The sequence below is a fragment of the Amycolatopsis acididurans genome, assembly GCF_012328925.1.
GTDB lineage: Bacteria > Actinomycetota > Actinomycetes > Mycobacteriales > Pseudonocardiaceae > Amycolatopsis_E > Amycolatopsis_E acididurans.
In genome coordinates, this window is record NZ_JAAXLS010000023.1 from 21403 (window position 1) to 43202 (window position 21800).

At 70.3% G+C, this 21800-nt stretch carries 20 protein-coding genes; 7 read left to right on the forward strand and 13 right to left on the reverse strand.

Going from position 1 to position 21800, the window contains the following annotated elements:
• Positions 1 to 9: 9 nt before the first annotated feature.
• Positions 10 to 1350 carry a DUF2079 domain-containing protein gene (locus HFP15_RS26520; protein ID WP_168519469.1) on the forward strand — a complete coding sequence of 447 codons (1341 nt, stop codon included), beginning with the start codon at positions 10 to 12 and terminating at the stop codon, positions 1348 to 1350.
• A 34-nt stretch (positions 1351 to 1384) separates the two neighbouring features.
• Positions 1385 to 2164 carry an MBL fold metallo-hydrolase gene (locus HFP15_RS26525; protein WP_168519470.1) on the forward strand — a complete coding sequence of 260 codons (780 nt, stop codon included), beginning with the start codon at positions 1385 to 1387 and terminating at the stop codon, positions 2162 to 2164.
• On the opposite strand, the gene alc is transcribed toward HFP15_RS26525, so the two are convergent.
• Genes alc through HFP15_RS26550 form a run of 5 tightly spaced genes read right to left on the reverse strand, consistent with a single transcriptional unit; the run spans position 2136 to position 7791 of the window.
• Positions 2136 to 3134 (reverse strand): allantoicase, encoded by a 999-nt coding sequence (alc, locus tag HFP15_RS26530; protein WP_168519471.1) that lies wholly within the window; start codon positions 3132 to 3134, stop codon positions 2136 to 2138. The two genes, HFP15_RS26525 and alc, sit on opposite strands and share 29 nt — an antisense overlap.
• Positions 3134 to 4447, reverse strand: coding sequence for an allantoinase AllB (gene allB, locus HFP15_RS26535; RefSeq protein ID WP_168519472.1), 1314 nt, complete (start codon positions 4445 to 4447; stop codon positions 3134 to 3136). Before allB ends, alc begins: the two co-directional genes overlap by 1 nt.
• Before the next feature lies 1 nt (position 4448).
• Positions 4449 to 6143 carry a glyoxylate carboligase gene (gcl, locus tag HFP15_RS26540; protein ID WP_168519473.1) on the reverse strand — a complete coding sequence of 565 codons (1695 nt, stop codon included), beginning with the start codon at positions 6141 to 6143 and terminating at the stop codon, positions 4449 to 4451.
• A 2-nt stretch (positions 6144 to 6145) separates the two neighbouring features.
• Positions 6146 to 7009 (reverse strand): 2-hydroxy-3-oxopropionate reductase, encoded by an 864-nt coding sequence (locus HFP15_RS26545; protein ID WP_168519474.1) that lies wholly within the window; start codon positions 7007 to 7009, stop codon positions 6146 to 6148.
• Positions 7006 to 7791 (reverse strand): hydroxypyruvate isomerase family protein, encoded by a 786-nt coding sequence (locus tag HFP15_RS26550; protein ID WP_376768896.1) that lies wholly within the window; start codon positions 7789 to 7791, stop codon positions 7006 to 7008. Before HFP15_RS26550 ends, HFP15_RS26545 begins: the two co-directional genes overlap by 4 nt.
• A 90-nt stretch (positions 7792 to 7881) precedes the next feature.
• On the opposite strand from HFP15_RS26550, the gene HFP15_RS26555 reads away from it, so the two are divergent.
• The 4 genes from HFP15_RS26555 (at position 7882) to pucL (ending at position 10092) form a co-directional block, all read left to right on the forward strand.
• Positions 7882 to 8361 (forward strand): helix-turn-helix domain-containing protein, encoded by a 480-nt coding sequence (locus HFP15_RS26555; RefSeq protein WP_168519476.1) that lies wholly within the window; start codon positions 7882 to 7884, stop codon positions 8359 to 8361.
• A gap of 62 nt (positions 8362 to 8423) precedes the next feature.
• Positions 8424 to 8885: a 2-oxo-4-hydroxy-4-carboxy-5-ureidoimidazoline decarboxylase gene (gene uraD, locus HFP15_RS26560; RefSeq protein ID WP_168519477.1), complete on the forward strand. Its 462-nt coding sequence runs from the start codon at positions 8424 to 8426 to the stop codon at positions 8883 to 8885.
• A complete protein-coding gene (uraH, locus tag HFP15_RS26565; RefSeq protein ID WP_168519478.1) occupies positions 8882 to 9196 on the forward strand; it encodes a hydroxyisourate hydrolase in 315 nt (104 codons plus the stop codon). Before uraD ends, uraH begins: the two co-directional genes overlap by 4 nt.
• 5 nt (positions 9197 to 9201) lie before the next feature.
• Positions 9202 to 10092, forward strand: coding sequence for a factor-independent urate hydroxylase (gene pucL / locus HFP15_RS26570; protein WP_168519479.1), 891 nt, complete (start codon positions 9202 to 9204; stop codon positions 10090 to 10092).
• Between the two features lie 243 nt (positions 10093 to 10335).
• Here pucL and HFP15_RS26575 read toward each other — a convergent pair whose 3' ends face one another.
• The 6 genes from HFP15_RS26575 to HFP15_RS26600 all read right to left on the reverse strand — a co-directional run bounded on the left by HFP15_RS26575 (position 10336) and on the right by HFP15_RS26600 (position 17466).
• Positions 10336 to 11763 carry an NCS2 family permease gene (locus tag HFP15_RS26575; RefSeq protein WP_168519480.1) on the reverse strand — a complete coding sequence of 476 codons (1428 nt, stop codon included), beginning with the start codon at positions 11761 to 11763 and terminating at the stop codon, positions 10336 to 10338.
• A gap of 58 nt (positions 11764 to 11821) precedes the next feature.
• Positions 11822 to 14089, reverse strand: coding sequence for a xanthine dehydrogenase subunit D (gene pucD / locus HFP15_RS26580; protein WP_168519481.1), 2268 nt, complete (start codon positions 14087 to 14089; stop codon positions 11822 to 11824).
• On the reverse strand, positions 14086 to 15432 hold the full coding sequence (locus tag HFP15_RS26585; RefSeq protein WP_168519482.1) for an 8-oxoguanine deaminase: 1347 nt from the start codon (positions 15430 to 15432) through the stop codon (positions 14086 to 14088). The genes pucD and HFP15_RS26585 overlap by 4 nt, the downstream gene beginning before the upstream one ends.
• Positions 15429 to 15887 carry a (2Fe-2S)-binding protein gene (locus HFP15_RS26590; RefSeq protein ID WP_168519483.1) on the reverse strand — a complete coding sequence of 153 codons (459 nt, stop codon included), beginning with the start codon at positions 15885 to 15887 and terminating at the stop codon, positions 15429 to 15431. The genes HFP15_RS26585 and HFP15_RS26590 overlap by 4 nt, the downstream gene beginning before the upstream one ends.
• On the reverse strand, positions 15878 to 16741 hold the full coding sequence (locus HFP15_RS26595) for an FAD binding domain-containing protein (protein WP_168519484.1): 864 nt from the start codon (positions 16739 to 16741) through the stop codon (positions 15878 to 15880). The genes HFP15_RS26590 and HFP15_RS26595 overlap by 10 nt, the downstream gene beginning before the upstream one ends.
• Positions 16742 to 16872: 131 nt before the next feature.
• Complete coding sequence (locus HFP15_RS26600) at positions 16873 to 17466, reverse strand: SRPBCC family protein (RefSeq protein WP_210717881.1); 594 nt, start codon at positions 17464 to 17466, stop codon at positions 16873 to 16875.
• Positions 17467 to 17496: 30 nt separating this feature from the next.
• Here HFP15_RS26600 and HFP15_RS26605 point away from each other — a divergent pair, with 30 nt between their 5' ends.
• Positions 17497 to 18933: a PucR family transcriptional regulator gene (locus HFP15_RS26605; RefSeq protein WP_168519486.1), complete on the forward strand. Its 1437-nt coding sequence runs from the start codon at positions 17497 to 17499 to the stop codon at positions 18931 to 18933.
• Positions 18934 to 18963: 30 nt separating this feature from the next.
• On the opposite strand, the gene HFP15_RS26610 is transcribed toward HFP15_RS26605, so the two are convergent.
• Both HFP15_RS26610 and aceB read right to left on the reverse strand, forming a co-directional pair.
• Positions 18964 to 20154 carry a DUF6986 family protein gene (locus HFP15_RS26610; protein ID WP_168519487.1) on the reverse strand — a complete coding sequence of 397 codons (1191 nt, stop codon included), beginning with the start codon at positions 20152 to 20154 and terminating at the stop codon, positions 18964 to 18966.
• A gap of 1 nt (position 20155) precedes the next feature.
• Positions 20156 to 21730 carry a malate synthase A gene (aceB, locus tag HFP15_RS26615; protein WP_168519488.1) on the reverse strand — a complete coding sequence of 525 codons (1575 nt, stop codon included), beginning with the start codon at positions 21728 to 21730 and terminating at the stop codon, positions 20156 to 20158.
• Positions 21731 to 21800: the final 70 nt, after the last annotated feature.

The following is a 21800-nucleotide window of genomic DNA, read 5'->3' on the forward strand; positions in this document are numbered from 1 at the left end:
CTGGCGGCCATGACGACCGCCTCGCTGCCGACGCCCGTTTCCGAAGCACCGGTAACGGCGCGGCCGCGGGCGCCGGCGATCGTGGCCGGCGTCGCGTTCGTGGTCTACGCCGGGTGGTCGGTCTGCCTGCACCGGCTCTACCTGCGCACCGGATACGACCTCGGCATCTTCGAACAGGCCGTCCGCTCCTACGCCGAGGGGCACTGGCCGGTCTCCGACGTCAAAGCGCCCGGCTTCCCCCTGCTGGGGGATCATTTCCACCCGATCATCGCGGTCCTCGCCCCGCTGTACCGGCTCTGGCCGCGGCCGGACACGTTACTTCTCGCGCAGGCCGCGCTGTTCGCGATTTCCGCCGTACCGGTGACGCGGTGCGCCATCCGTGCGCTCGGCACGGCCCGCGGCACGACCCTCGGTGTGGGCTACATCTTCTCGTGCGGCCTGCTCAGCGCGGTGACGTTCGACTTCCACGAGATCGCGTTCGCGGTGCCGCTGCTGGCGTTCTCGATCGAGCGGCTGCTGCGCCGCGAATGGGGCGCCGCCGTGGCGTTCGCGGCGCCGCTGGCGCTGGTCAAAGAGGACCTGCCGATGACGGTCGCGGCGATCGGGATGTACCTCGTCTGGCGGGGACAACGCCGCCTCGGCTGGGCCACGGCGGTCGCCGGTGTGCTGGCGAGCGTGCTGCTGGCGAAGGTCGTCGTGCCGTTGATCAACGTGCAGGGGCAGTACGCGTTCGCGGGCAGGCTGACCACGCCGGACCCGTTCGACGGGCTCTGGCTCAAGCTCGCGACCCTGCTCCTGGTGCTGGGCCCGACCCTGTTCACCGGTCTGCGCTCGCCGGTGTCGATCCTGCTGCTACCCACGCTGGCCTGGCGTTTCCTGTCCAGCTACCCGTACTACTGGGGACCGGGCTACCACTACAGCGCGGTGCTGATGCCGATCGCGTTCCTGGCCGCGCTCGACGGGCTCGGGCGCCTCGGCGGCCGGTGGCGTACCGCCGTGCCGGTGTGCTCGGCGCTGACGGCGCTCGGCGTGGTCGCGGCGATGCTGCCGGGGGCACCACCGCCGAGATCGGAGCGCACGGCGGTACAGGCCGCGCTCGCGCGCATCCCGGACGGGGCGACGGTCGCGGCGAGTAGCCTGTTCGTACCGAGGCTGACCTCCCGCTGCCGCGTGTTCTACTTCCCCGAACAGCCCAACGGGACCGATCCGGACTGGATCGTCGTCACCACCCCGCTCGCCGACGGCCCGATTCCCGTTCCAGTGCAACAAAGCCACTTGACGGAACTACAACACACCAGCTATTTCACTGTAACGAGAACAAATTCGGTGCTGCTGCTGCGGCACAGGTAGGAAGAATCGGCCTCTGCGAACGGTTGTCTACGACATGACGGAAGATCTGCGGGTGACCTTCGTCGGCGGCCCCACTGCCTTGCTGGAGCTCGGCGGCAAGCGGCTGCTGACCGATCCGACGTTCAGCCCGGCCGGCGTCCACGAGTCGGCACCAGGGCGCCCCCTGACCAAGACCGAGGACCCCGCCGTGTCGCGCGAGGCGCTCGGCGAAATCGACGCCGTACTGCTGTCCCACGACCAGCACGCCGACAACCTCGACCCCGCCGGGCGGGAGCTCGTCGGCGAGGTCCTGCTGACGCTGACCACGATCAGCGGCGCCCGCCGCCTCGGCGGCACCGCCCAGGGCCTGCCGCCGTGGGCGGCGATCTCGCTGGGCCCGCTGGAGGTCATCTCCGTGCCCGCGCTGCACGGCCCGCCCGGCTGCGAGTCCCTGACCGGCGACGTCATCGGGTTCGTACTGCGGGGCCGCGGCCTGCCGTCGGTCTACGTCTCCGGCGACAACGCCTCCCTCGAGGTGGTGCGTGCCGTCGCCAAGCGCATCGGTTCGATCGACGTCGCGCTGCTGTTCGCCGGTGCCGCGCGCACGTCCCTGTTCGCCGGCGCCCCGCTGACGCTGACCAGCGAGGACGCCGCCGAGGCCACGCGCATCCTGAACGCGAAGATCGTCATCCCGCTGCACACGCGCGGCTGGGCCCACTTCTCCGAGGGCCCGGACGCGGTGCGCAAGGCGTTCGCGAACGCCGGGCTCTCGGAACGGTTGCGGATGCTGGAACCCGGTGAATCGATCAGGCTGCGCCGTGGAAGCGCTCGGTGAGCTCCTTCTTGCCCGCTTCGGTGAGCCCGCCGTAGAGCCGTAGCCGCGCCATCCCGCCGTCCGGGTAGATGTCCAGCCGCACGCGGGTCAGCTCGGACGCGCCCGGGAGCGGGAACCGGTGGCGGGTGTCGGGTTGCAGCCTGGTCCTCGGCAGCACGTCGAACCACGAGGCGCCGTCCACCGAACCCGACAGCGAGGCCCAGCCGGGCGCGTTGCCCTTGAAGTGCGTCGTGTCCAGTTCGGCCAGCCTGGGCACGCCCGCGCCGGCCAGTGCCACCACCACCCAGTCGTTGCCGTCGTCGCGGCGACGGGCCGTCTCCCAGCCCTCCCCCATCACCCGGGCGAATCCGGGCGAGATGAGGTTGGCGGGCGAGGAGTAGAACATGTTGCTCGCCTCGACGACGTGCGCGCCGTTCTCGAGTGCGGCCAGGTCGAGCGAGTCCAGGTCCAGCAGGCGAAGGTCGGCCACCGGGGCGCCGTGCGCCCGGAACCGGGCCACTCCCCCGTCCGGGTGGATCGTGAGCCGTACGTGCGTGAACCGCTGCCGCGACTCGACGGCGAAGAAGTTCTCGGCGTCACCTGCCAGCGGCGACTTCGGCACGATCGTCGTCCACTCCAGCGCCGCCAGCTCCTCCGGGCTGGGATAGCCGTCGACCGCGACCGCCTCGACGGACGCGAACGGCGGGTAGTTGCCGGTGAAGAAGGCGGTGTCCACCACGACGCCGTGCACGACGCCCGGCAGGCCCAGCCGCACGACCGCCCGGTCGGCCCCCGGCTCGCGGCGCCGGCGGGTCTCCCAGCCGTCGTAGATCTGGCCCTTGTGCCCGAAAGTCGACGGCTGGTACTCCGGCCGCTCCGGCTTGATCAGGTTCTCCTTCTCGGCGAACAGCTCGTCGTTCGCCCACACCACGCCGCCACCGGCCCGGCGCGACGCCAGGTCCGGTTGCCTTGTCCACTCTGGACGGTCCACTACACGCTCCCTCGTACCAGCAGTTCACCTCGCGGCTCGCCGGTGACCTCCCGCCCGCGCAACCATGTCGAGCGCACCACCCCGGACAGCGGCCGCCCGTGGTAGGCGCTCACCGGGTTGCGGTGCCGCAGGTCGGCCACGTCCACCACGAACTTCTCCTCGGGCGCGAACACGCAGAAATCCGCGTCCGCGCCGACGGCGATCCGGCCCTTGCGCCGCATCCCGGCCAGGTCCGCGGGCCGTCCGGCCATCCACAGCACGACGTCGGAGAGCGCGAACCCGCGCTCCCGCGCCTGCGTCCACACCGCGGGCAGGCCGACCTGAAGGCTCGCGATCCCGCCCCACGCGACGTCGAAATCGCCGCGTTTCAGCTCGGCCGTGCAGGGCGAATGGTCGCTGACCACGCAGTCGATCGTGCCCTCGGCCAGCCCGCGCCACAGCAGGTCCCGGTTGTCCGCCTCGCGGATGGGCGGGCAGCATTTGAACTGCGTGGCACCCTCGGCGATCTCCTCGGCGGTGAAGGTGAGGTAGTGCGGGCAGGTCTCGGCCGTCAGCGCGACGCCTTCGGCGCGAGCCCGCGCGATCATCGGCAGAGCGTCCGAAGAGGACAGATGCAGGATGTGCGCGCGTGCCCCGGTGCGGCGGGCCAGTTCGATGACGCGGGCGATGGCCACGTTCTCCGCCTCGCGCGGACGGGAGGCCAGGAAGGTCCCGTACCGCACTCCATGCGGGGCCGGTGCTTGCTCGATCGTGTCCGCGTCCTCGGCGTGCACGATCATCAACCCGCCGAAATCCCGGAGGATCCGCAGGTCGGCTTCGAGTTCCGCACTGTCCAGCGGCGGAAACTCGTCCACCCCGGAATGCAGCAGGAAACACTTGAAGCCGAACACGCCCGCGTCGTGCAGTGGGCGCAGATCGGCGCCGTTGCCGGGGATCGCGCCGCCCCAGAACCCGACGTCGACGTACACGCGGCCGGCCGCGGTCTTGCGTTTGACCTCCAGCGAGGGCACGTCGACGGTCGGCGGCAGGCTGTTGAGCGGCATGTCGACGATCGTGGTGATCCCACCTGCCGCGGCCGCACGCGTCGCCGTGTCGAAGCCCTCCCATTCGGCGCGGCCCGGATCGTTGACGTGCACGTGCGTGTCCACCAGGCCGGGCAGCAGCACCTCGTCGGTGCCCGGCTCCACGACGCGGTCCGCGGTCAGTGTTCCGTACGGTTCGACCGCGGTGACCCGGCTGCCGTCCACGCCGATATCGAAGGGGCCCTCGCCGTCGGCCGTGATGGCCCGGCGTGCCCGGAAAACCAGCTCCACCCTAGACACCCTCGAATTCCACCACGTTGTCCAGCGCGGTGCCCATGGCCGCGTTCCCGGTTCGCTCGATCATAATCTCCACCAGCACGGGCCGGTTCGTGCGCTCGGCCTCCTTGCGCGCCCATTCGATCGACGGCCTGATCTCGCCCGGCTCGACCACCCGGGTGCCGGTGCAGCCGTAGGCGTTCATGATCTTGACGTTGTCCGTGCCGCGCCGGTCGTAGTGGATGTCCACCTGGTAGTTCATGTCGTAGCCGCGTTCGGCCTGCCGGATCAGGCCCAGGTAGGTGTTGTTGAGCATGATCAGCACGAACGGCACGTCGTACTGCGCCGCGACCGCGAGCTCCTCGACGAGGAACTGGAACGAGTAGTCGCCGACGATGCCGACCACCTCGGCGTGTGGCTTGGCCATCTTGACGCCGATCGCGGCCGGGATCTCCCAGCCGAGCGGCCCCGCCTGACCGCACACCTGGTAGTGCCGGGGTTTGTGCGCGCGCTGGAACTGGCCGGACCAGATCTGGTACAGCCCGATCGCGGTGACGAAGTAGGTGTCCTCGCCGAACAGTTCATTGATCTCGGAGAACACGCGCGGCGCCTTGATCGGCGTGGTGTCGAAGTCCGCACGGCGCGGCAGTTGCTGTTTGAGCCGGCCGATCCGCTTGACCCACACGCCGCGATCGGCGATCAGTTCCCGGTCGCGCACCACGGTCAGCAGCGCCTTCAGGAACTCGCCGATGTCGGAGACGATGCCCAGGTCCGGGCCGAACACCTTGCCGAGCTGGGTGGGCTCGATGTCGACGTGGATGAACTTGCGGTCGCCGCGGTACACCTCCAGCTCGCCGGTGTGCCGGTCGCCGAAGCGGGCGCCGAGCGCGAGCACCAGATCCGCTTCGAGGAAGGCCGCGTTGGCCCAGCGTTGCGAGGTCTGGATCCCCGCCATGCCCGCGAACAGCTCGTGATCCTCCGGAAAGGAGCCCTTGCCCATGAGCGTGACCTGGACCGGCACGCCGAGGCGTTCGGCGAGTTCACGCAGCTGGTCCGTCGCCTCGGACAGCACGACGCCGCCGCCCGCGAGGATCACCGGGCGCTCCGCGGCGAGCAGCAGGTCCAGCGCCCGCTCGACGCGCGGCTGATGCGGCGTGACGAGCGGGACCGGGAGTGGGCAGTCGATGCTGGAATCCCACTCGATCTCCTGCTTCTGCACGTCCACCGGCAGGTCGATGAGCACCGGACCGGGGCGGCCGGACCGGGCGATGCGGAACGCCTCACGGAAGACCCACGGCACCTGCGCGGCTTCCCTGACCTGCACGGCCCATTTCGTGACGGGCTTGGCGATCGCCACGATGTCCACCGCCTGGAAGGCTTCCTGGTGCAGTTTCGGCGACGCGGCCTGCCCGGTGATGCACAGGATCGGGATCGAGTCGGCCTGCGCCGTGTACAGGCCGGTGATCATGTTGGTGCCCGCGGGGCCCGACGTGCCGATCGCGACGCCGACGTTGCCTGTCGTGCGGGCCCAGCCGTCCGCCATGTGCGTGGCACCCTCCTCGTGCCGCACGACCAGGTGCTCGATGCCGCCGTGGCGTTCGAGTTCTTGGTACAGCGGAAGAATCGCGGCGCCGGGGCAACCGAACGCGGTGTCCACGCCCTCGCTCGCGAGGATCTCGGCGACCGCTCGCATGACCGGGATTTTCGGCATGGCTACTCCCTTCCGGAGAGCTGCGCGACGAGTTCGATCAACGCGCCGTGGTCGAGCGCCCCGTGGCCCTGCGCGTTGAGGGAGGCCATGAGCTGGGCGACGGCGGCACCGAGCGGGATCACCACACCCGCCTCACGGGCCGCGGCCTGCACGATGCCGAGGTCCTTGTGGTGCAGTTCGACGCGGAAGCCGGGGGTGAACTCGCGCTGAACCATCGCCGCGGCCTTGCGGTCCAGGATGCGGTTGCCCGCCAGTCCCCCGGACAGCACCTTGATCGCGGCATCCGTGTCGACGCCGTGTGCTTCCAGGAACACCAGCGATTCGGCGACGAGCTCGATGGTGCCGGCGACGATCAGCTGGTTCGCGGCCTTCACGGTCTGGCCCGCGCCGGCCGCGCCGACGTGCACGACCGTGCCACCGACCGCGTCCAGGATGTCCTTCGCGGCCTCGAAATCCTCCGCGGCGCCACCGACCATGATCGACAGGTTGCCGTCGATCGCGCCCTGTTCGCCGCCGGAAACCGGCGCGTCCAGCGCTCGCATCCTTCCGGCGATCGCACGGGAGACGTCGGGCCGGATGGTGCTGCAGTCGATGAGCAGCGCACCCGGTTTCGCGTTGGCCAGCACGCCGTCCTCGCCGAGCACGACGGCCTGGACGTCGGGCGAGTCCGGCAGCATCGTGATCACCACGTCGGCGTCGCGGACGGCTCCGGCGACGCTCGCCGCGCCCTCGCCGCCCGCGTCCACCAGGCGGTCCACCTTGGCGCGGCTGCGGTTGTAGCCGGTCACCTCGAATCCGGCCTTGACCAGGTTCGCCGCCATCGGCCCGCCCATGATGCCGAGCCCGATGAAACCGATTTTCGTCATCGCTGTCCCTCCAGCCAGCCGAAGGACTCCTCGGTCGGCCCCTCCGGCACGTACTCCAGTCCGACGTAGCGGTCATACCCCGCGCCGGCGAGCTTCCGCAGATATCCCGTGATGTCCAGACTGCCGGTGCCGGGCTGGTGACGCCCGGGGACATCGGCGATCTGCACGTGCCCGACCCGGCCGGCGTGATTGGCGATCACGGCGTCGATGTCGTCGCCGTTGACTCCGAGGTGGTAGAGGTCGAACAGCAGCGCCACGTTCTCGCGGCCGAGCTTGTCGATCACGGCGAACGCGTCCGCCGCGGTGCGCAGCGGATACCGGTCGGCACCGGACAGCGGTTCGATGACCAGCTGACCGCCGATCCGTGCCGCCGCGGTCGCCGCCGAGTCCAGAGTGGACAGAGCGTGCTCGTCCTGGGCACGCGGGTCCTGGCCCTCCACACAGTTGCCGTACAGCGCGTTGAAGGTGCGGCAGCCCAGGCGTTCGGCGATGCCGAGCGCGATGTCCACACTGTCGGCCAGTTCCTTGTCGCGGCCGATCCACGACACCAAGCCGCGATCACCCGCGGGCATGTCCCCGGCGAAGAAGTTCAGGCTGACCAGATCCACCCCGGCCTCGGTGACCGAGCGGACGAACGTGTCGACCTCCCGATCGCCCGGGGCCGCGGTGTCGAAGGGCCACCAGAACTCCACCGCGGAGAACCCGGCGGCCCGCGCCGCCTCGGCACGCCGCAGGAGCGGCAGTTCGGTGAACAGAAGCGAGAGGTTCACGTCGTAACGCATCAGCATCTTCTTCCGTATAGCGGAATTTTATTTCCGTAAAACGAGAATAGCTCCGTGGCCTTCCCGGCGTCAACGGGATACGGTGCGGTAGTGGAACTGAAAGCCGAGTTCACGACGGAACCGTTCCGGGGCGAGGGCGAGCCGCCCGCACACGCCGTCCGTGCCCGCGAGGCCGCCGCCAAGGCGGGTCTGACCGTGGAGTTCGGCCCGTTCGGCACCACTGCCGCCGGTGACGCCGACGCCCTGCTCGACGCGCTTCCCGGCATCGCCCGCGCCGCGCTCGACAACGGCGCGACGCGGTTCACCCTGCAGCTTTCCACCGGGCGCGCGGCACGCAAACCGGAGGACCCACCGCGGACGCTCGACCGGCTGATCCGGGAAGTCGAGGCGCGACTCGGCGGCAACCTCGCCGAACTTGACCGGCCCGGCAAGCAGCAAGCGGTGCGATTGCTGGAGGAACGCGGCGCGTTCGCGATGCGCAAGGCGGTCGTCACGGTCGCGGAGGCTCTCGGGGTCACACGGTTCACGGTCTACAACTACCTGAACCGGGCTGGAGGACCGGACGACTGAGCGCGGGTGTCCCGCACGAACAGAGCTTGACTTCAACAAAATGTTGAAAGAAGATTCGTGACGTGGACCTTGCCGCCTTCAATGCCTGCCCTGCCGACGATCTCCGGCCGGTGCTCACCGCGTGCCTCGACGTGCCTCGCTGGGCGGACGCCGTGCTCGCCGGGCGGCCCTACCCCGATCTGGTCACCTTGAAATCGGCCGCTTCGCTCACGCTGTTCCCGAGCGAAATCCACGACGCGATGGCGGCGCATCCCCGGATCGGCGAGAAGTCCTCGGGCGCCCCGGCGGCGGAGCAGTCCGGTGTGGACAATGCCGCGCGGGAGAAGTTCCTCGCCGCCAACGCCGAGTACGAGCAGCGTTTCGGGCATGTCTACCTGGTCTGCGCGAGCGGGCGCAGCGGCGAGGAGCTGCTGGCGATCCTGCGGGAGCGGATGACCAACGATCCCGGTACCGAACTGCGTGTCGCGGGCGAGGAACTGGTGAAGATCGCCTTGCTGCGCCTGGAAAAGGCGGTGACCTCGTGAGCCTGGTGACGACGCATGTGCTCGACGCGGCGGCGGGCCGTCCCGCCCGCGGGATTCCGGTGCGCCTGGAGTCGGGTGACACGCTCATCGCCTCCGGCCACACCGACGACGACGGCCGGATCCGTGATCTGGGCCCGGAGCGGCTCGATCCGGGCGTGTACCGGCTGGTCTTCGACACCGAGGCTTACCTGGGGCCGGAGGGGTTCTTCCCGGAGATCACCGTGTCGTTCCGGATCACCGATCCCGGGGCGCATCACCACGTGCCGATCCTGCTGAGCCCGTTCGCCTATTCCACCTACCGAGGGAGCTGATCGCCGTGGCCATCACCCTGGGCCCGAATCAGTACGGCAAGGCCGAGGTCCGTCTGGTCACTGTGGACCGTTCCGGTCCGGTGCACCACGTCAAGGACCTGACCGTGTCGACTTCGCTGCGCGGCGAGCTGGCCGCCACGCATCTCACCGGGGACAACTCGGTGGTCGTCGCGACGGACACGCAGAAGAACACGGTCTACGCCTTCGCGAAGCAGACCCCGCCGGGCGAGATCGAGGATTTCGCGCTGCGGCTCGGGCGGCATTTCGTGGACGCCTTCAGCCACATCGACCAGGCGCGCATCCTGATCGACGAACACGGCTGGGACCGGATTCCGGTGGACGGCAAGCCACATGACCATGCGTTTTCCCGTTCCGGCGACGAAAAGCGCACCACGGCGGTGACCGTGGCGGACGGCCGCGCCTGGGTGGTCTCGGGGCTGCGGGACCTGGTGGTGCTGAAGTCGACGGGCTCGGAGTTCCACGGCTTCCCTCGCGACCGGTACACAACCCTGGCCGAGACCGACGACCGCATTCTGGCCACGGCGGTGACGGCCCGGTGGCGGTACCAGGGCGAGGACATCGACTGGCACAAGAGCTTCCACGAGATCCGGCGCATCATGCTGGAAACGTTCGCGAACCTGCACAGCCTGTCGTTGCAGCAGACGCTCTACGCCATGGGCGAGGCGGTGCTGAAGCAGCGCCGCGAGGTGGCCGAGGTGCGGCTGTCGCTGCCCAACAAACATCATTTCCTGGTGGACCTGAGCCCGTTCGGCCTGACGAACGACAATGAGGTCTTCTACGCTGCGGACCGGCCGTACGGGCTGATCGAAGGCACGGTGCTGCGCGACGACGCGGAGGACGCGGGCCTGGCCTGGTACAGCCTGCCGGAGTTCTGACGCAGGGCCCCGGGGCGAGCGAAGCAAGGCCAGCCGACCCGACAACCCACTCCTCCCCCAACCCCGATCCCCAGCCGCACTTCGCCGGGAGGACCGTGTCCAGGGTGGCCGAAGGCCATCGCGCAGCGACGCGAAGCGCCCTCGACACGGCCCTCCCGGCGGGCAGACTCACCGGATCGGGGTTGGGGGAGGTTTCCGGCAGCCTCCCATCGGACCGGCACCGGACTACCTGGCGGCTTCTTTTCAGATCAGGGTTTTGATGCCGTTGATGGCGAAGTACACCACGAACACCACGGCCAGTGCGCCCAGCAGCCAGCCGATTTCGCGCAGCTTGCCCTTGCACAGCTTGATCAGGGTGTACGCCACGATCCCGGCCCCGATGCCGTTGGTGATCGAATAGGTGAACGGGATCAGTGCGGCGATCAGGAACACCGGGATCACCACATCGCCGTCCTGCCACGGGATCCTGCGTGCCTGCGCCATCATCATGCCGCCGATCACCACCAGCGCCGGCGCCGCGGCCTGTGCGGGGACGATCGCGGCGATCGGGGTCAGGAACAGCGTCGCGGTGAACAGCAGGCCCGTCACCACGCTCGCCAGACCGGTCCGTGCGCCCTCGCCGACACCGGCGGCCGATTCCAGGAAGACCGTGTTCGGCGAGGAACCCGCTACGCCGCCCGCCAGTGCACCGAAGCCGTCGACCAGCAGGATCCGTCCCATGCCCTCCACGCGACCGTCGCGCACGAGACCGGCCTCTTCCGAGACGCTCGTGATCGTGCCCATCGCGTCGAAGAAGCCGGACAGCACCAGCGTGAACAGGAACACGCACGCGGTCACGACACCGGCCGAGCCGAACCCGCCGAACACGTCGATCCGCCCCAGCAGACCGAAATCGGGTGCGGCCACGACGTGTGTGGGCACCTTCGGCTCCACCAGGCCCCAGCCGTGCACGTGAAAGACCGCGTTCACCAGCACCGCCAGCACGGTGGCGACCACGATGCTGACCAGCACCGCGCCCGGCATCCGCCGCGAGACCAGCACGATCATCAACAGCAGCCCGACGCAGAAGATCGCGATGGGCCAGCCGCTCAGATGCCCGTCGACCCCCATCCGCACCGGCACGGTCGAATCGGCCGAATCCGGGGTTCGTGTCACGAAACCCGCGCTGACCAGGCCGACCAGCGCCAGATACAACCCGATGCCCACCGTGATCCCGGTCTTGAGCGCCATCGGGATCGCGTTGATGATCCGTTCCCGCACCCCGGAAACGGCCATTAGCACGATGCACACGCCCTCCAGCACGACCAAGCCGAAGGCCTGCGCCCAGGTCATCGTGGGCGCCATCTGGAACGCGACCACCCCGTTGATGCCCAGCCCCGCCGCCAGCGCGAGGGGTGCCTTGCCGACGAGGCCCATCAGGATCGTCGTGACCCCCGCGGCGAGCGCTGTCGCCGTGGTGACCTGTTCCGTGGACAGCCGGGCGCCGGTGATGTCGGCGGACGCGCCGAGGATGAGCGGGTTGAGCAGCACGATGTAGCACATCGCGACGAAAGTGGTGACGCCGCCGCGGACCTCACGCCCCATGGTGCTGCCGCGCCGTGAGACCAGGAAGTATCTGTCCAGTGTGGACGTCTTGCGGGCGGCATCGGGCCTGGTGCGTAACTGGGTCATTCCTGCCTCCGGGCATGCCGAACCAGGGTCCCGCGACGGGACCCGCTTCGGCTGGGAATCAGATGAGGTGTTCCGGCCGGACCGGGACGCGGGTGAGCGCCCTGCCGGTCGCGGCACGGATCGCGGCGACGATCGCCGGGGTGGACGAGATCGTCGGCGGTTCGCCGACCCCGCGCAACCCGTAGGGTGCGTGCGGATCGGCCAGTTCGAGCACGTCGATGTTCATCGGCGGCATGTCGAGCACGGTCGGGATGAGGTAGTCGGTGAACGACGGGTTGCGGATCTTGCCGCCGGAAGTCTGGATCTCCTCCATCACGGCCAGCCCGAGCCCCTGCGCGGAGCCGCCCTGGATCTGGCCGAGCACGGCCTGCGGGTTGAGCGCCTTGCCCACATCCTGCACGCAGTCCAGCGACACGACCTTGACCAGCCCGAGTTCGGTGTCCACATCGACCACGGCCCGGTGCGCGGCGAACCCGTACTGCACGTGGGCGTTGCCCGCACCGGTCTCCGGGTCGAGTGTCTCAGTAGGACGGTGCCGCCATTCGACGGTCTCGTCCACCACGGTTTCGCCCAGCACGTCCACGAGATCCGCGAGTACGCCCTGGCGAGCCGAGACGAGCTTCCCGCCCACCAGGCTCAGATCGCCCGGCGCGTCCGTGATCCGTTTGAACAGCGCCGAACGCACCGCGAGACAGGCCGAGCGCACGGCACCCCCGGTCACGTAGGTCTGCCGCGACGCCGACGTGGAGCCGGCGTTGCCGATCGTGGTGTCCATGGGCAGGATCGTCACGCGCTCGACACCGAGTTCGGTGCGCACGATCTGCTGCAGCACGGTGACCAGGCCCTGGCCGACCTCGCAGGCGGCGGTCTGCACGGTCGCCGCGGCCTCGCCCGCGACCACTTCCAGCCGCACCCGCGCGGTCGAGTAGTCGTCGAAGCCCTCGGAGAAGCAGATGTTCTTGATTCCCACCGCGATCCCGACACCGCGCACCACGCCTTCGCCGTGCGTCGTGTTGGACACGCCACCGGGCAACGTCCGCAGGTCCCGCTCCCCCTCGGGCGCGGAGGGCAGCGGCATCCGTTCCAGTCGCCGCAGCAGTTCCCCGACCGGCGCTGCCGAGTCCACCACCTGACCGGTCGGCATGAGCGAGCCCTCGCGCATGGCGTTGCGCAGCCGCACCTCGACCGGGCTGATCCCGCACGCCTCGGCGAGCCTGTCCATTTGCGACTCGTACCCGAAGGCCGCCTGCACCGCGCCGAATCCCCGCATCGCGCCGCACGGCGGGTTGTTCGTGTAGGTGCCCCAGCAGTCGATCGCGACGTTGGGCACCTCGTACGGTCCGACGCCGAGCGTCGCGGCGTTCGCCACCACCGCCGGCGTGGACGAGGCGTAGGCCCCGCCGTCGAGGAAGATGCGCGCCTTGACGTAGACCAGCCTGCCGTGCCGGTCGGCGCCGTGCTCGTAGTGCAGCCGCGCCGGATGCCGGTGTACGTGCCCGTAGAAGGACTCTTCGCGGTTGTAGACCATCTTCACCGGCCTGCCGGTGTGCAGTGCGAGCAGGCACGCGTGGATCTGGATCGACAGGTCCTCGCGGCCGCCGAACGCGCCGCCGACCCCGCCGAGCGTGAGCCGCACCTTCTCTTCGGGCAGGCCCAGCGCCTGCACGATCTGGCGCTGGTCCACGTGCAGCCACTGCGTCGCGACGTAGAGGTCCACGCCGCCGTCGTCGGCGGGCACCGCGAGCCCGGACTCCGGCCCGAGGAACGCCTGGTCCTGCATGCCGACCTCGTAGGAACCGCTGACCACCACCTCGGCCGTCGCGCCGGGGTCGCCGAAGCGGATCGGCACGTGCCGCACGACGTTGCCGCCGGTGTGCAACGCCGGAGTCTGTCCCACGACGGCCTGCTCGGCGTCGGTGACCGGGTCGAGCACCTCGTAGTCGACTTCGATCCGCTTCATCGCGCGGCGCGCGGTCTCCGGGTGGTCCGCCGCGACGAGCGCCACGGGCTCACCCTGGTACCGCACGACGTCCGCCGCGAGCACCGGCTGATCCTGGTGTTCCAGGCCGTACCGGTTCACCCCCGGCACGTCCTCGTGCGTCAGCACCGCGTAGACGCCTTGCACCCGGACGGCTTCGGTGATGTCGATGCGCTTGACGCGGGCATGCGGGTGCGGGCTGCGCAGCGTCGCGCCCCACAGCATGTCCTCGTGCCACAGGTCGGAGGAGTAGGCGAACTCGCCGCGCACCTTGACCGTGCCGTCCGGCCGCCGGGGGCTGCTGCCGATGCCGCTCGCGGTGCTCATCGCCTGGGTGGACGTCGTCATCGCAACCTCCTGGCGGCAGCGGCCAGCTCACCGGCCACAGTGGACTCATCCGCGGTACGCAGCTCCCCGTCGGCCACCACGACCTCGCCACCGGTCATCAGCAGCTTGAGCGGTGGTGTCGCGCCGAGCACGAGTGCCGCGACGGGGTCCTCGATGCCCGCGTAGCGCAGGCCGCGCAGGTCCCAGACCGCGAGGTCGGCGAGCTTGCCGGGCTCCAGCGAGCCGAGTTCCCGCTCGCGGCCGAGGCAGCGGGCGCCGCCCATCGTGCCCATCCAGAGCGCCTCGCGCACGCTCAGCGCCGTCGGGCCCCCGCGCTGCCTGGCCTGCAGCAACGCCTCGTGCAGTTCCTCCCCCAGCCCGCCGGACTCGTTCGACGCCGCCCCGTCCACGCCGAGCCCGACCGGCGCGCCCGCGTCGAGCAGGTCGCGCACCGGGGCGATGCCGGTGCCCAGTCGCCCGTTGGAGGTCGGGCAGTGCGCGGCGCCCGTTCGCGTCGCGCCGTAGCGCCGGATCGCGGCGGTGGACAGGTGCACCGAATGCGCCATCCACACGTCCTCGCCGAGCCAGCCGAGCTTGTCGGCGTACTCGGCCGGGGTGCAGCCGAACTCGGCGAGGCACTGCTCCTCCTCGTCGAGGGTCTCGGCGAGGTGGGTGTGCAGCCGGACGCCCTTGCGGCGGGCGAGTTCGGCGGCACCCGTCATGAGCTGCTCGGTGACGGTGAACGGCGAGCAGGGACCGGCGGCGATGCGAATACGGGCGCCGGGCGAGGGGTCGTGGTACTTGTCGATCGCCTGTTCCGTGCCGAGCAGCGCGGCCTCGGTGTCCTCGACCAGGTTGTCCGGCGGAAGCCCGCCCTGGGACTCGCCGCGGTCCATCGACCCGCGCACGATGTGGGCGCGCACGCCGATCCGGTTCGCCGCGGACACCAGGGCCTCGATCTGATCGCCGCCGTCGGACGGGAAGACGTAGTGGTGGTCGGCGACCGTGGTGCAGCCGGTGAGCGCCAGGCGCGCCAGCCCCGCGCTCGCGGCGGCGTGCGTGATCTCCGCGTCGAGCCCGCTCCAGACCGGGTACAGCTCGACGAGCCACTGGAACAGCGTCGCATCGACGGCGCGGCCGCGGGTGGCCCACTGGTAGAGATGGTGGTGCGTGTTGACCAGGCCCGGCGTGATCAGGCAGTCGCTCGCGTCGATGACGGTGCCGTGCGGGACCCCCTCCCGGCGCGCCGCACCCTCGCCGACGGCGACGATGCGGCCGTCCTCGACCACCACGTGGCCGTCGCGGTATTCGGTGCCGTCCGCGTCCACCGTGGCTATCGCGGCGTGCTCCAGAACGGTCCTCATCGCGTGCTCGCCATCCTCACCGCGTCCAGGATCTTCTCGTACCCCGTGCACCGGCACAGGTTTCCGGCCAGCGCCTCGCGGATCTCCTCGTCGCTCGGTCCGGGCACCCGGGCCAGCAGGTCGTGTGCGGCCACGACCAGTCCCGGCGTGCAGAACCCGCACTGCACCGCACCGGCGTCCACAAAGGACTGCTGGACGCGGTCGAGCCGGTCGCCGTCGGCGAGCCCCTCCACGGTGCGCACGTCACGTCCCTCGGCCTGCCCGGCGGCCACCAGGCACGAGCACGCCGGCACTCCGTCCAGATACACCGTGCACGAACCGCATTCGCCCTGTTCACAGGCATTCTTCGAACCGGGAAGCCCGAGCCGCTCGCGCAGCAGGTAGAGCAGGCTCTCGCCCTCCCACACGTCGTCGGCCTGCCTGGCCTCGCCGTTGACGGTCACGTTCACGCGCATGCCCGCTCCCCTTCCACGTACTCCTGCCAGGCCCAGCCCAGCGTGCGGCGTGCCAGCACGGCCAGCGCGTGCTGGCGGTAGGCGGCGGTGCCCCGCACGTCGTCGATCGGCTCCGCGGCCGCCGCGACGAGCTCACCGAAACGGCGTTTGACCGAATCGAGCAGCGGGGCGGGCGCCGACCACGGCAGCTCAGCCGCCAGGAATTCCTCCGCGTCGGGCACGCGGCGCGGCGTGGGCGCCGCCGAGCCGATCGCGGCCCTGGCCTTGCCCTCCTCCAGCGCGATCGCGAACGAGCACACGGCGATGACCATCGCGTTACGGGTGCCGACCTTCGCGAACTGCTGCGGGCCGGCGTTCGCGGGCAGGTGCACGGCGGTGATCAACTCGTCTTCGGCGAGCGCGTTCCGTTTGACGCCGAGGTAGAACTCCTCGGCCGGGATCAGCCGCGTTCCCCTGGTGGAGGCCGCTTCCACCCGCGCGCCAGTCACCAGCAGCACGGGGTGGGTGTCCCCGGCGGGCGAGGCCGCGCCGAGGTTGCCGCCGACGGTGCCGCGGTTGCGGATCTGCGGCGAGCCGACCGTGCGGGCGGCCATCGCGAGCCCGGCGAGCCGCTCCCCCAGTTCGGTGATGACGCGCGTGTACGACACGTTCGCGCCCAGGCGCACCGCGCCGTCCACTGTGGACCAGTCTGTCAGTTCGGGGACTCGGCCGAGATCGAGCAGGGCTGCGGGCCGCCGGTGGTCGAAGTTCAGCTCGACCATCACGTCGGTGCCGCCCGCGATCGGGACCGCGTCCGGGCGCTCGGCCTTGAGGGCCAGCGCTTCGGCGAGGCTCTGGGGGCGCAGGAAATCCACTTCTCCGGCTCCTTCAGCGGTGGGAGTCCATCCAGTACACCGCCGTGACCGGCGTCACGGCAACGGCGCCGGAGTATGAACCGGAGGGCGTTGTGAGCAGTCTTTTCGTGCTTTCGCACAAGGCGGCAAGCCTAATCCTGGGGACGCACATAGACCGCCTGTGTGCGCTGCGCCGCGGCCACCGCCTGAGCCGGATCCTCGCCGGACACGACGTGGGCGACTCCCCATGCCCGCGCGCTCTCGGTCATGAATTCCCGTGCCTCACCCGAGCTGCCCCAGTCGGCCGGGTTGCCGTGGCCGGACACGTGCAGGGCCAGCCCGAGCAGCGTCATGTCCCACCCGACACCGACGGCGCCGGGCCCGAACTGGTCCCAGTGCTGGTGGTCGGCGAGGTCGCTGTGCTCCAGTTCGAGCAGCGTGCCCTCGGCCCCGGGACGCAGCCGCACCTCGACCACGGAGGCGGGCCCCTCGCCGAAGATCCACGTCACCCGCAGGACCTCCGGCGGCTCACAGCGCACGATCTCCCCGCCCGCGTTGCCCTGGAGCTGGTAGCTTCCGCCGGGCCGCAGGTCGCCGGTGACCGGCAGGAACCAGCGGGCGAGCCGGCCGGGATCGGTGCAGGCCTGCCAGACGTCCCCGGGTGCGGCGTCGTAGGTCCGGCAGGCCACCACCGCCCGTCCGTGCACGCGGCGGCGGATCGCGTTGATCTCGGCTGCTATGTCCATCACCACTTCCTTCCCTAGGATCGGTCAGTCATGACGCTGGTGAAGACTCTGCTGGACATCCCCGAACTGCGCATGCGGCTGCGCACCGGTTCGGGGCTGCTCGGCCGCGAGATCACCCGCATCTACGTCACCGAACTCCCCGACCCGAGCCGCTACGTCTCGGCCGGTGAGCTGGTGCTCTCCGGCTTGTTGTGGTGGCGCGAACCCGGCGACGCGGAACCGTTCGTCGCCGCACTCGCCCGCTCGGGAGTCGCCGCGCTCGCCGCGTCCGGCGCGGACACCGACGGCATCCCCGACGACGTCGTGCGCGCGTGCGCCCAGTATCGGATCCCGCTGCTCGAAGTGCCCGCCGACCTGTCGTTCGCCGTGGTCACCGAGCGGGTCGTGCTGGCGCTGGCGGCCGACCGCGGCCGCGAGCCCAGCGGCGCGCGCAAACGGTTGCTGTCCACCGCCGACGCCCCGCTGCCGGTGCTGCTGCGGCAGGGCGCGGAGGAGCTGGGCGCGCCGTGCTGGGTGGTGTCGGGCACGGGCCGCGTCGTGGGCGGCACCGCGGCCGACCCGCCGCCGGCCGACTGGTTCGTGCCCGGCCGGGACCGGACCGTGCGCGGCGGTTACACACTGGTGCCCGTCAACGGCCGCTTCAGCGTGCCCTGGATTCTCGCCGTGAAGATCACCGAAACGGATGACCTCACCGACGAGCTCGCGGGCCTGGTCAGCCTCGCCCGGGCCCGTGCCGATCAGGTGCGGCGCACCGCCGACCGCGCCGCCGGGCCGCTGTTCCAGGCGCTCGAGGGCGGCGACGTTGCCGCCGCGTTCCCCGCCGCCGGGCTTCGTGAACCGGTGCGTGTCATCCTCCTGTCCACCCCGGACGACGGGCCGGAACTGGCCGGGGAGCTGCTCGTCGAGTTGCTGGCCGACATGCCCCCGGCCGTGCTCGGCACCCTCGGCGAGGACGCGTGCGCGATCGTCGAGGCCGACGAGTCCTCGCCCGCCGAGCCGATTCGCGCCGGGTTGTCCACTGTGGATCGCCTTGTCGACCTGACGCGCGTGTTCACCGGCATCAGCGGGCCCGCGACGGCGGCCGGACTGCGTGGCGCGGCGCAGGAGGCGCGGCACGCGCTGGACGTCGCGGCGCGCCGCGGCGGGCCGATCGAGGTGGTGGCCGGCGAGGACATCGCGGTGCACCGGCTACTGGTCGCGACCGCACCGGACGAGCTGCGCCGCACGGTGCGCGAACGCGTGCTCGGCCCGCTCGTGGACTACGACGCGGCCAACGGCACGGATCTCGTGCGCACCGTGCGGGTCTACCTCGAATGTTCCAGTTCTCCGACGGCGGCCGCGAAGGCCCTGCACGTCCACGTGAACACGCTGCGGTACCGGATCACGCGGGCGTCGGAGTTGCTCGGCGTCGACCTGACCGACTTCACCACGCAGGTGGACGTGTACCTCGCCCTCGCCCTGAGTTAGCTGTAGTAGTCGACGATCGACAAGAAACGCTCACCCGATCCGGCGAGCGTAGGCGTCCAGGCGCGCGCGGGGCAGCGGCAGTTCCGACTCGTCCAGGGCCCCGCAGTCCAGGCCACGGCACAGGAACGCGGCCAGTGCCTGCGCGGTAGCCGGTTCGTCGAGCACGCCGCTGTCCGCCGCCGTGGCGTAGTCGTGCAGCCGCGCCGCGGCCGACGGCAGGCCCTCGCGGAAGAAGGCGTAGGTGGCGGCGAACCGGGTCGGCAACTGGTGCGGGTGCATGTCCCAGCCCTGGTAGAAGCCTCGCTCCAGTGACCGCCGCACCAGCCTCAGGTGCTCGCGCCACGCGTCCAGGACCGCGTCGCCGACGGGCAGCCGGTTGCTCGAGCCGTCGGACAGCCGCACCCCGGTGCCCGCGGCGCTGACCTGTATGAACGCCTTCGCGAAGTCCGCGGCGGGATGGTCCATGCTCTGGTACGCGGCGGCGATGCCGAGGCCCGCGCTGTAGTCGTAGGTGCCGTAGTGCAGACCGCTGCACCGCCCTGCGGCGGCCTGGATGATGCGCGGCACGGCGACCGTGCCGTCGGTGTCCAGAATGGACTGGGACGTCTCGATCTGCACCTCGAACCGCAGCGCACGCTCGGGCAGACCGTGGGCCTTTTCCAGCGCCGCCAGCACGTCCGCGGCCACCGCGACCTGCTCGACTGCGGTGACCTTCGGCAGCGTGACCACGAAACCCGGTGGCAGGTCCCCGTTTTCGAGCAGCCCCGACAGGAACAGGTCCAGTGTGCGGATCCCGCGCCGCCGGGTCGCGCGTTCGAAGCTCTTGAAACGGATGCCGACGAACGGAGTGGCCACGGTGAGCGACCGGCCACACGACAGCGCCATCTCGTCCTCGGCCTCGTCGCCTGGATGGCCGTAGCCGTCCTCGAAGTCGATGCGCAGGTCCTCGATGGGCTCCGTCGCGAGCTTGGCCGCGACCCGGTCGCCGACCTCGGCGGTCAAGCCCAGTTCGGCGCCGCGCTGCCGGAAAATCGCGAGCGCCTGCTCACCCCAGCGCGTCACGACGTCCGGGGCGTACTTGTCGGCCGGCACGTACACGGTGTGCACCGGCTGCCGTCCGGCCGGCTCACCGGGATACTTCGCCGCCACCCGTTCGTCCACTTCGGACAACCGAGCGTCGGCGGCGGCGTAGATGTCCGCGGCGAGCCGGCCTTCGGTCATGTCAGGAAATCCGCTCGTAGGCCGACAGCGTCAGGAAGTCGACGTACTGCTCGGCGAGCGCGACCTCCTCGAACAGCTCGACGGCGGGCGCGAGCAGATCGTTCGGGATCTCGCCGTCGAGTTCCTTGCGCACCTCGTCGAGCACCGTCTTGACCAGGTCGCGCGTGACCTTCTCGCCGTTGTCCAGCGTGATGCCGTTCTGCACCCACTGCCACACCTGCGAACGCGAGATCTCGGCGGTCGCGGCGTCCTCCATCAGGTTGTGGATGCCCGCCGCGCCGTTGCCGCCCAGCCAGGACGCGATGTAGCGCACGCCGACGTCGACCGCGCCGCGCAGCCCCGCCGCGGTGGCCGCGCCCTCGGTGGCGGCGACGTTGAGCAGGTCGTCCGCGGTGACGTTCACGTCCTCGCGCTTGCGGTCGAGCTGGTTCGGCTTGTCGCCGAGCACCTTGTCGAACTCCTCGCGGCACAGGCCGACCATGCCGGGGTGCGCGACCCACGAGCCGTCGAAACCGTCGTTGGCCTCGCGGGACTTGTCGGCGTGCACCTTCTTGGAGGCGTTCTCGTTGACCTCCGGGTCCTTGCTCGGGATGAACGCCGCCATCCCGCCGATCGCGAACGCGCCGCGCTTGTGGCACGTGCGCACCAGCAGCTCGGTGTAGGCACGCATGAACGGCGCGGTCATGGTCACGCTGTTGCGGTCCGGCAGCACGAACTTCTCGCCCGCGTCGCGGAAGTACTTGATGATGCTGAACAGGTAGTCCCAGCGGCCGGCGTTCAGGCCCGAGGCGTGCTCACGCAGCTCGTAGAGGATCTCCTCCATCTCGAACGCGGCCGGGATGGTCTCGATGAGCACGGTGGCGCGGATGGTGCCGTGCGGGATGCCCAGCTCCTTCTCCGCCCAGGTGAACGCGTCGTTCCACAGCCGCGCTTCGAGGTGGCTCTCCATCTTGGGCAGGTAGAAGTACGGGCCCTTGTCGGCGGCCAGCAGCGCGCGCACGTTGTGGAAGAAGTACAGGCCGAAGTCGACCAGCGCGCCGACGCCCTTGCGGCCGCCGAAGGTCAGGTTGCGCTCGTCGAGGTGCCAGCCACGCGGGCGGACCACGATGGTGGCCAACGGCGCGTCCTTGCGCAGCTCGTAGTGCTTGCCGTTGGAGTCCAGCGTGATCGTGCCGCGGATCGCGTCGTGCAGGTTGACCTGCCCGCCGATCACGTTGGCCCAGTGCGGCGTGTTCGCGTCCTCGAAGTCGGCCAGCCACACCTTGGCGCCCGAGTTGAGGGCGTTGATCGTCATCTTGCGATCGGTGGGGCCGGTGATCTCGACGCGCCGGTCGCGCAGCGCGGCCGGCGCCTCGGCCACCTGCCATTCGGACTCGCGGATCTCCTTGGTCTCCGGCAGGAAGTCCAGCCGTCCCGTGCGCTTGGCCTGCTCGCGCTTCTGGACGCGCGCCTGGAGCAGCTCGTCGCGCCGGGCGGCGAAGTTGTCGTGCAGACCGGCCAGGAACTCCAGGGCCTCCGGAGTCAGGATGTGCTCGGTCCCGTCGACCTTGGCACCGACCACCTGGACCTCAGACATGCTGCAACACTCCAACCGTGTCGATCTGAAAGAAGAAGTACATCCGTACGGTTTTTCTCAATCCGGAGTA

Excerpts from the sequence above, each read along its gene's own strand:
- HFP15_RS26520 (WP_168519469.1), top strand. The coding sequence starts at position 10 with ATGACGACCGCCTCGCTGCCGACGCCCGTTTCCGAAGCACCGGTAACG.
- HFP15_RS26525 (WP_168519470.1), top strand. The coding sequence starts at position 1,385 with ATGACGGAAGATCTGCGGGTGACCTTCGTCGGCGGCCCCACTGCCTTG.
- gcl (WP_168519473.1), bottom strand. The coding sequence starts at position 6,143 with ATGCCGAAAATCCCGGTCATGCGAGCGGTCGCCGAGATCCTCGCGAGC.
- HFP15_RS26545 (WP_168519474.1), bottom strand. The coding sequence starts at position 7,009 with ATGACGAAAATCGGTTTCATCGGGCTCGGCATCATGGGCGGGCCGATG.
- HFP15_RS26550 (WP_376768896.1), bottom strand. The coding sequence starts at position 7,791 with ATGCGTTACGACGTGAACCTCTCGCTTCTGTTCACCGAACTGCCGCTC.
- HFP15_RS26575 (WP_168519480.1), bottom strand. The coding sequence starts at position 11,763 with ATGACCCAGTTACGCACCAGGCCCGATGCCGCCCGCAAGACGTCCACA.
- pucD (WP_168519481.1), bottom strand. The coding sequence starts at position 14,089 with ATGACGACGTCCACCCAGGCGATGAGCACCGCGAGCGGCATCGGCAGC.
- HFP15_RS26585 (WP_168519482.1), bottom strand. The coding sequence starts at position 15,432 with ATGAGGACCGTTCTGGAGCACGCCGCGATAGCCACGGTGGACGCGGAC.
- HFP15_RS26590 (WP_168519483.1), bottom strand. The coding sequence starts at position 15,887 with ATGCGCGTGAACGTGACCGTCAACGGCGAGGCCAGGCAGGCCGACGAC.
- HFP15_RS26600 (WP_210717881.1), bottom strand. The coding sequence starts at position 17,466 with ATGGACATAGCAGCCGAGATCAACGCGATCCGCCGCCGCGTGCACGGA.
- HFP15_RS26605 (WP_168519486.1), top strand. The coding sequence starts at position 17,497 with ATGACGCTGGTGAAGACTCTGCTGGACATCCCCGAACTGCGCATGCGG.
- HFP15_RS26610 (WP_168519487.1), bottom strand. The coding sequence starts at position 20,154 with ATGACCGAAGGCCGGCTCGCCGCGGACATCTACGCCGCCGCCGACGCT.
- aceB (WP_168519488.1), bottom strand. The coding sequence starts at position 21,730 with ATGTCTGAGGTCCAGGTGGTCGGTGCCAAGGTCGACGGGACCGAGCAC.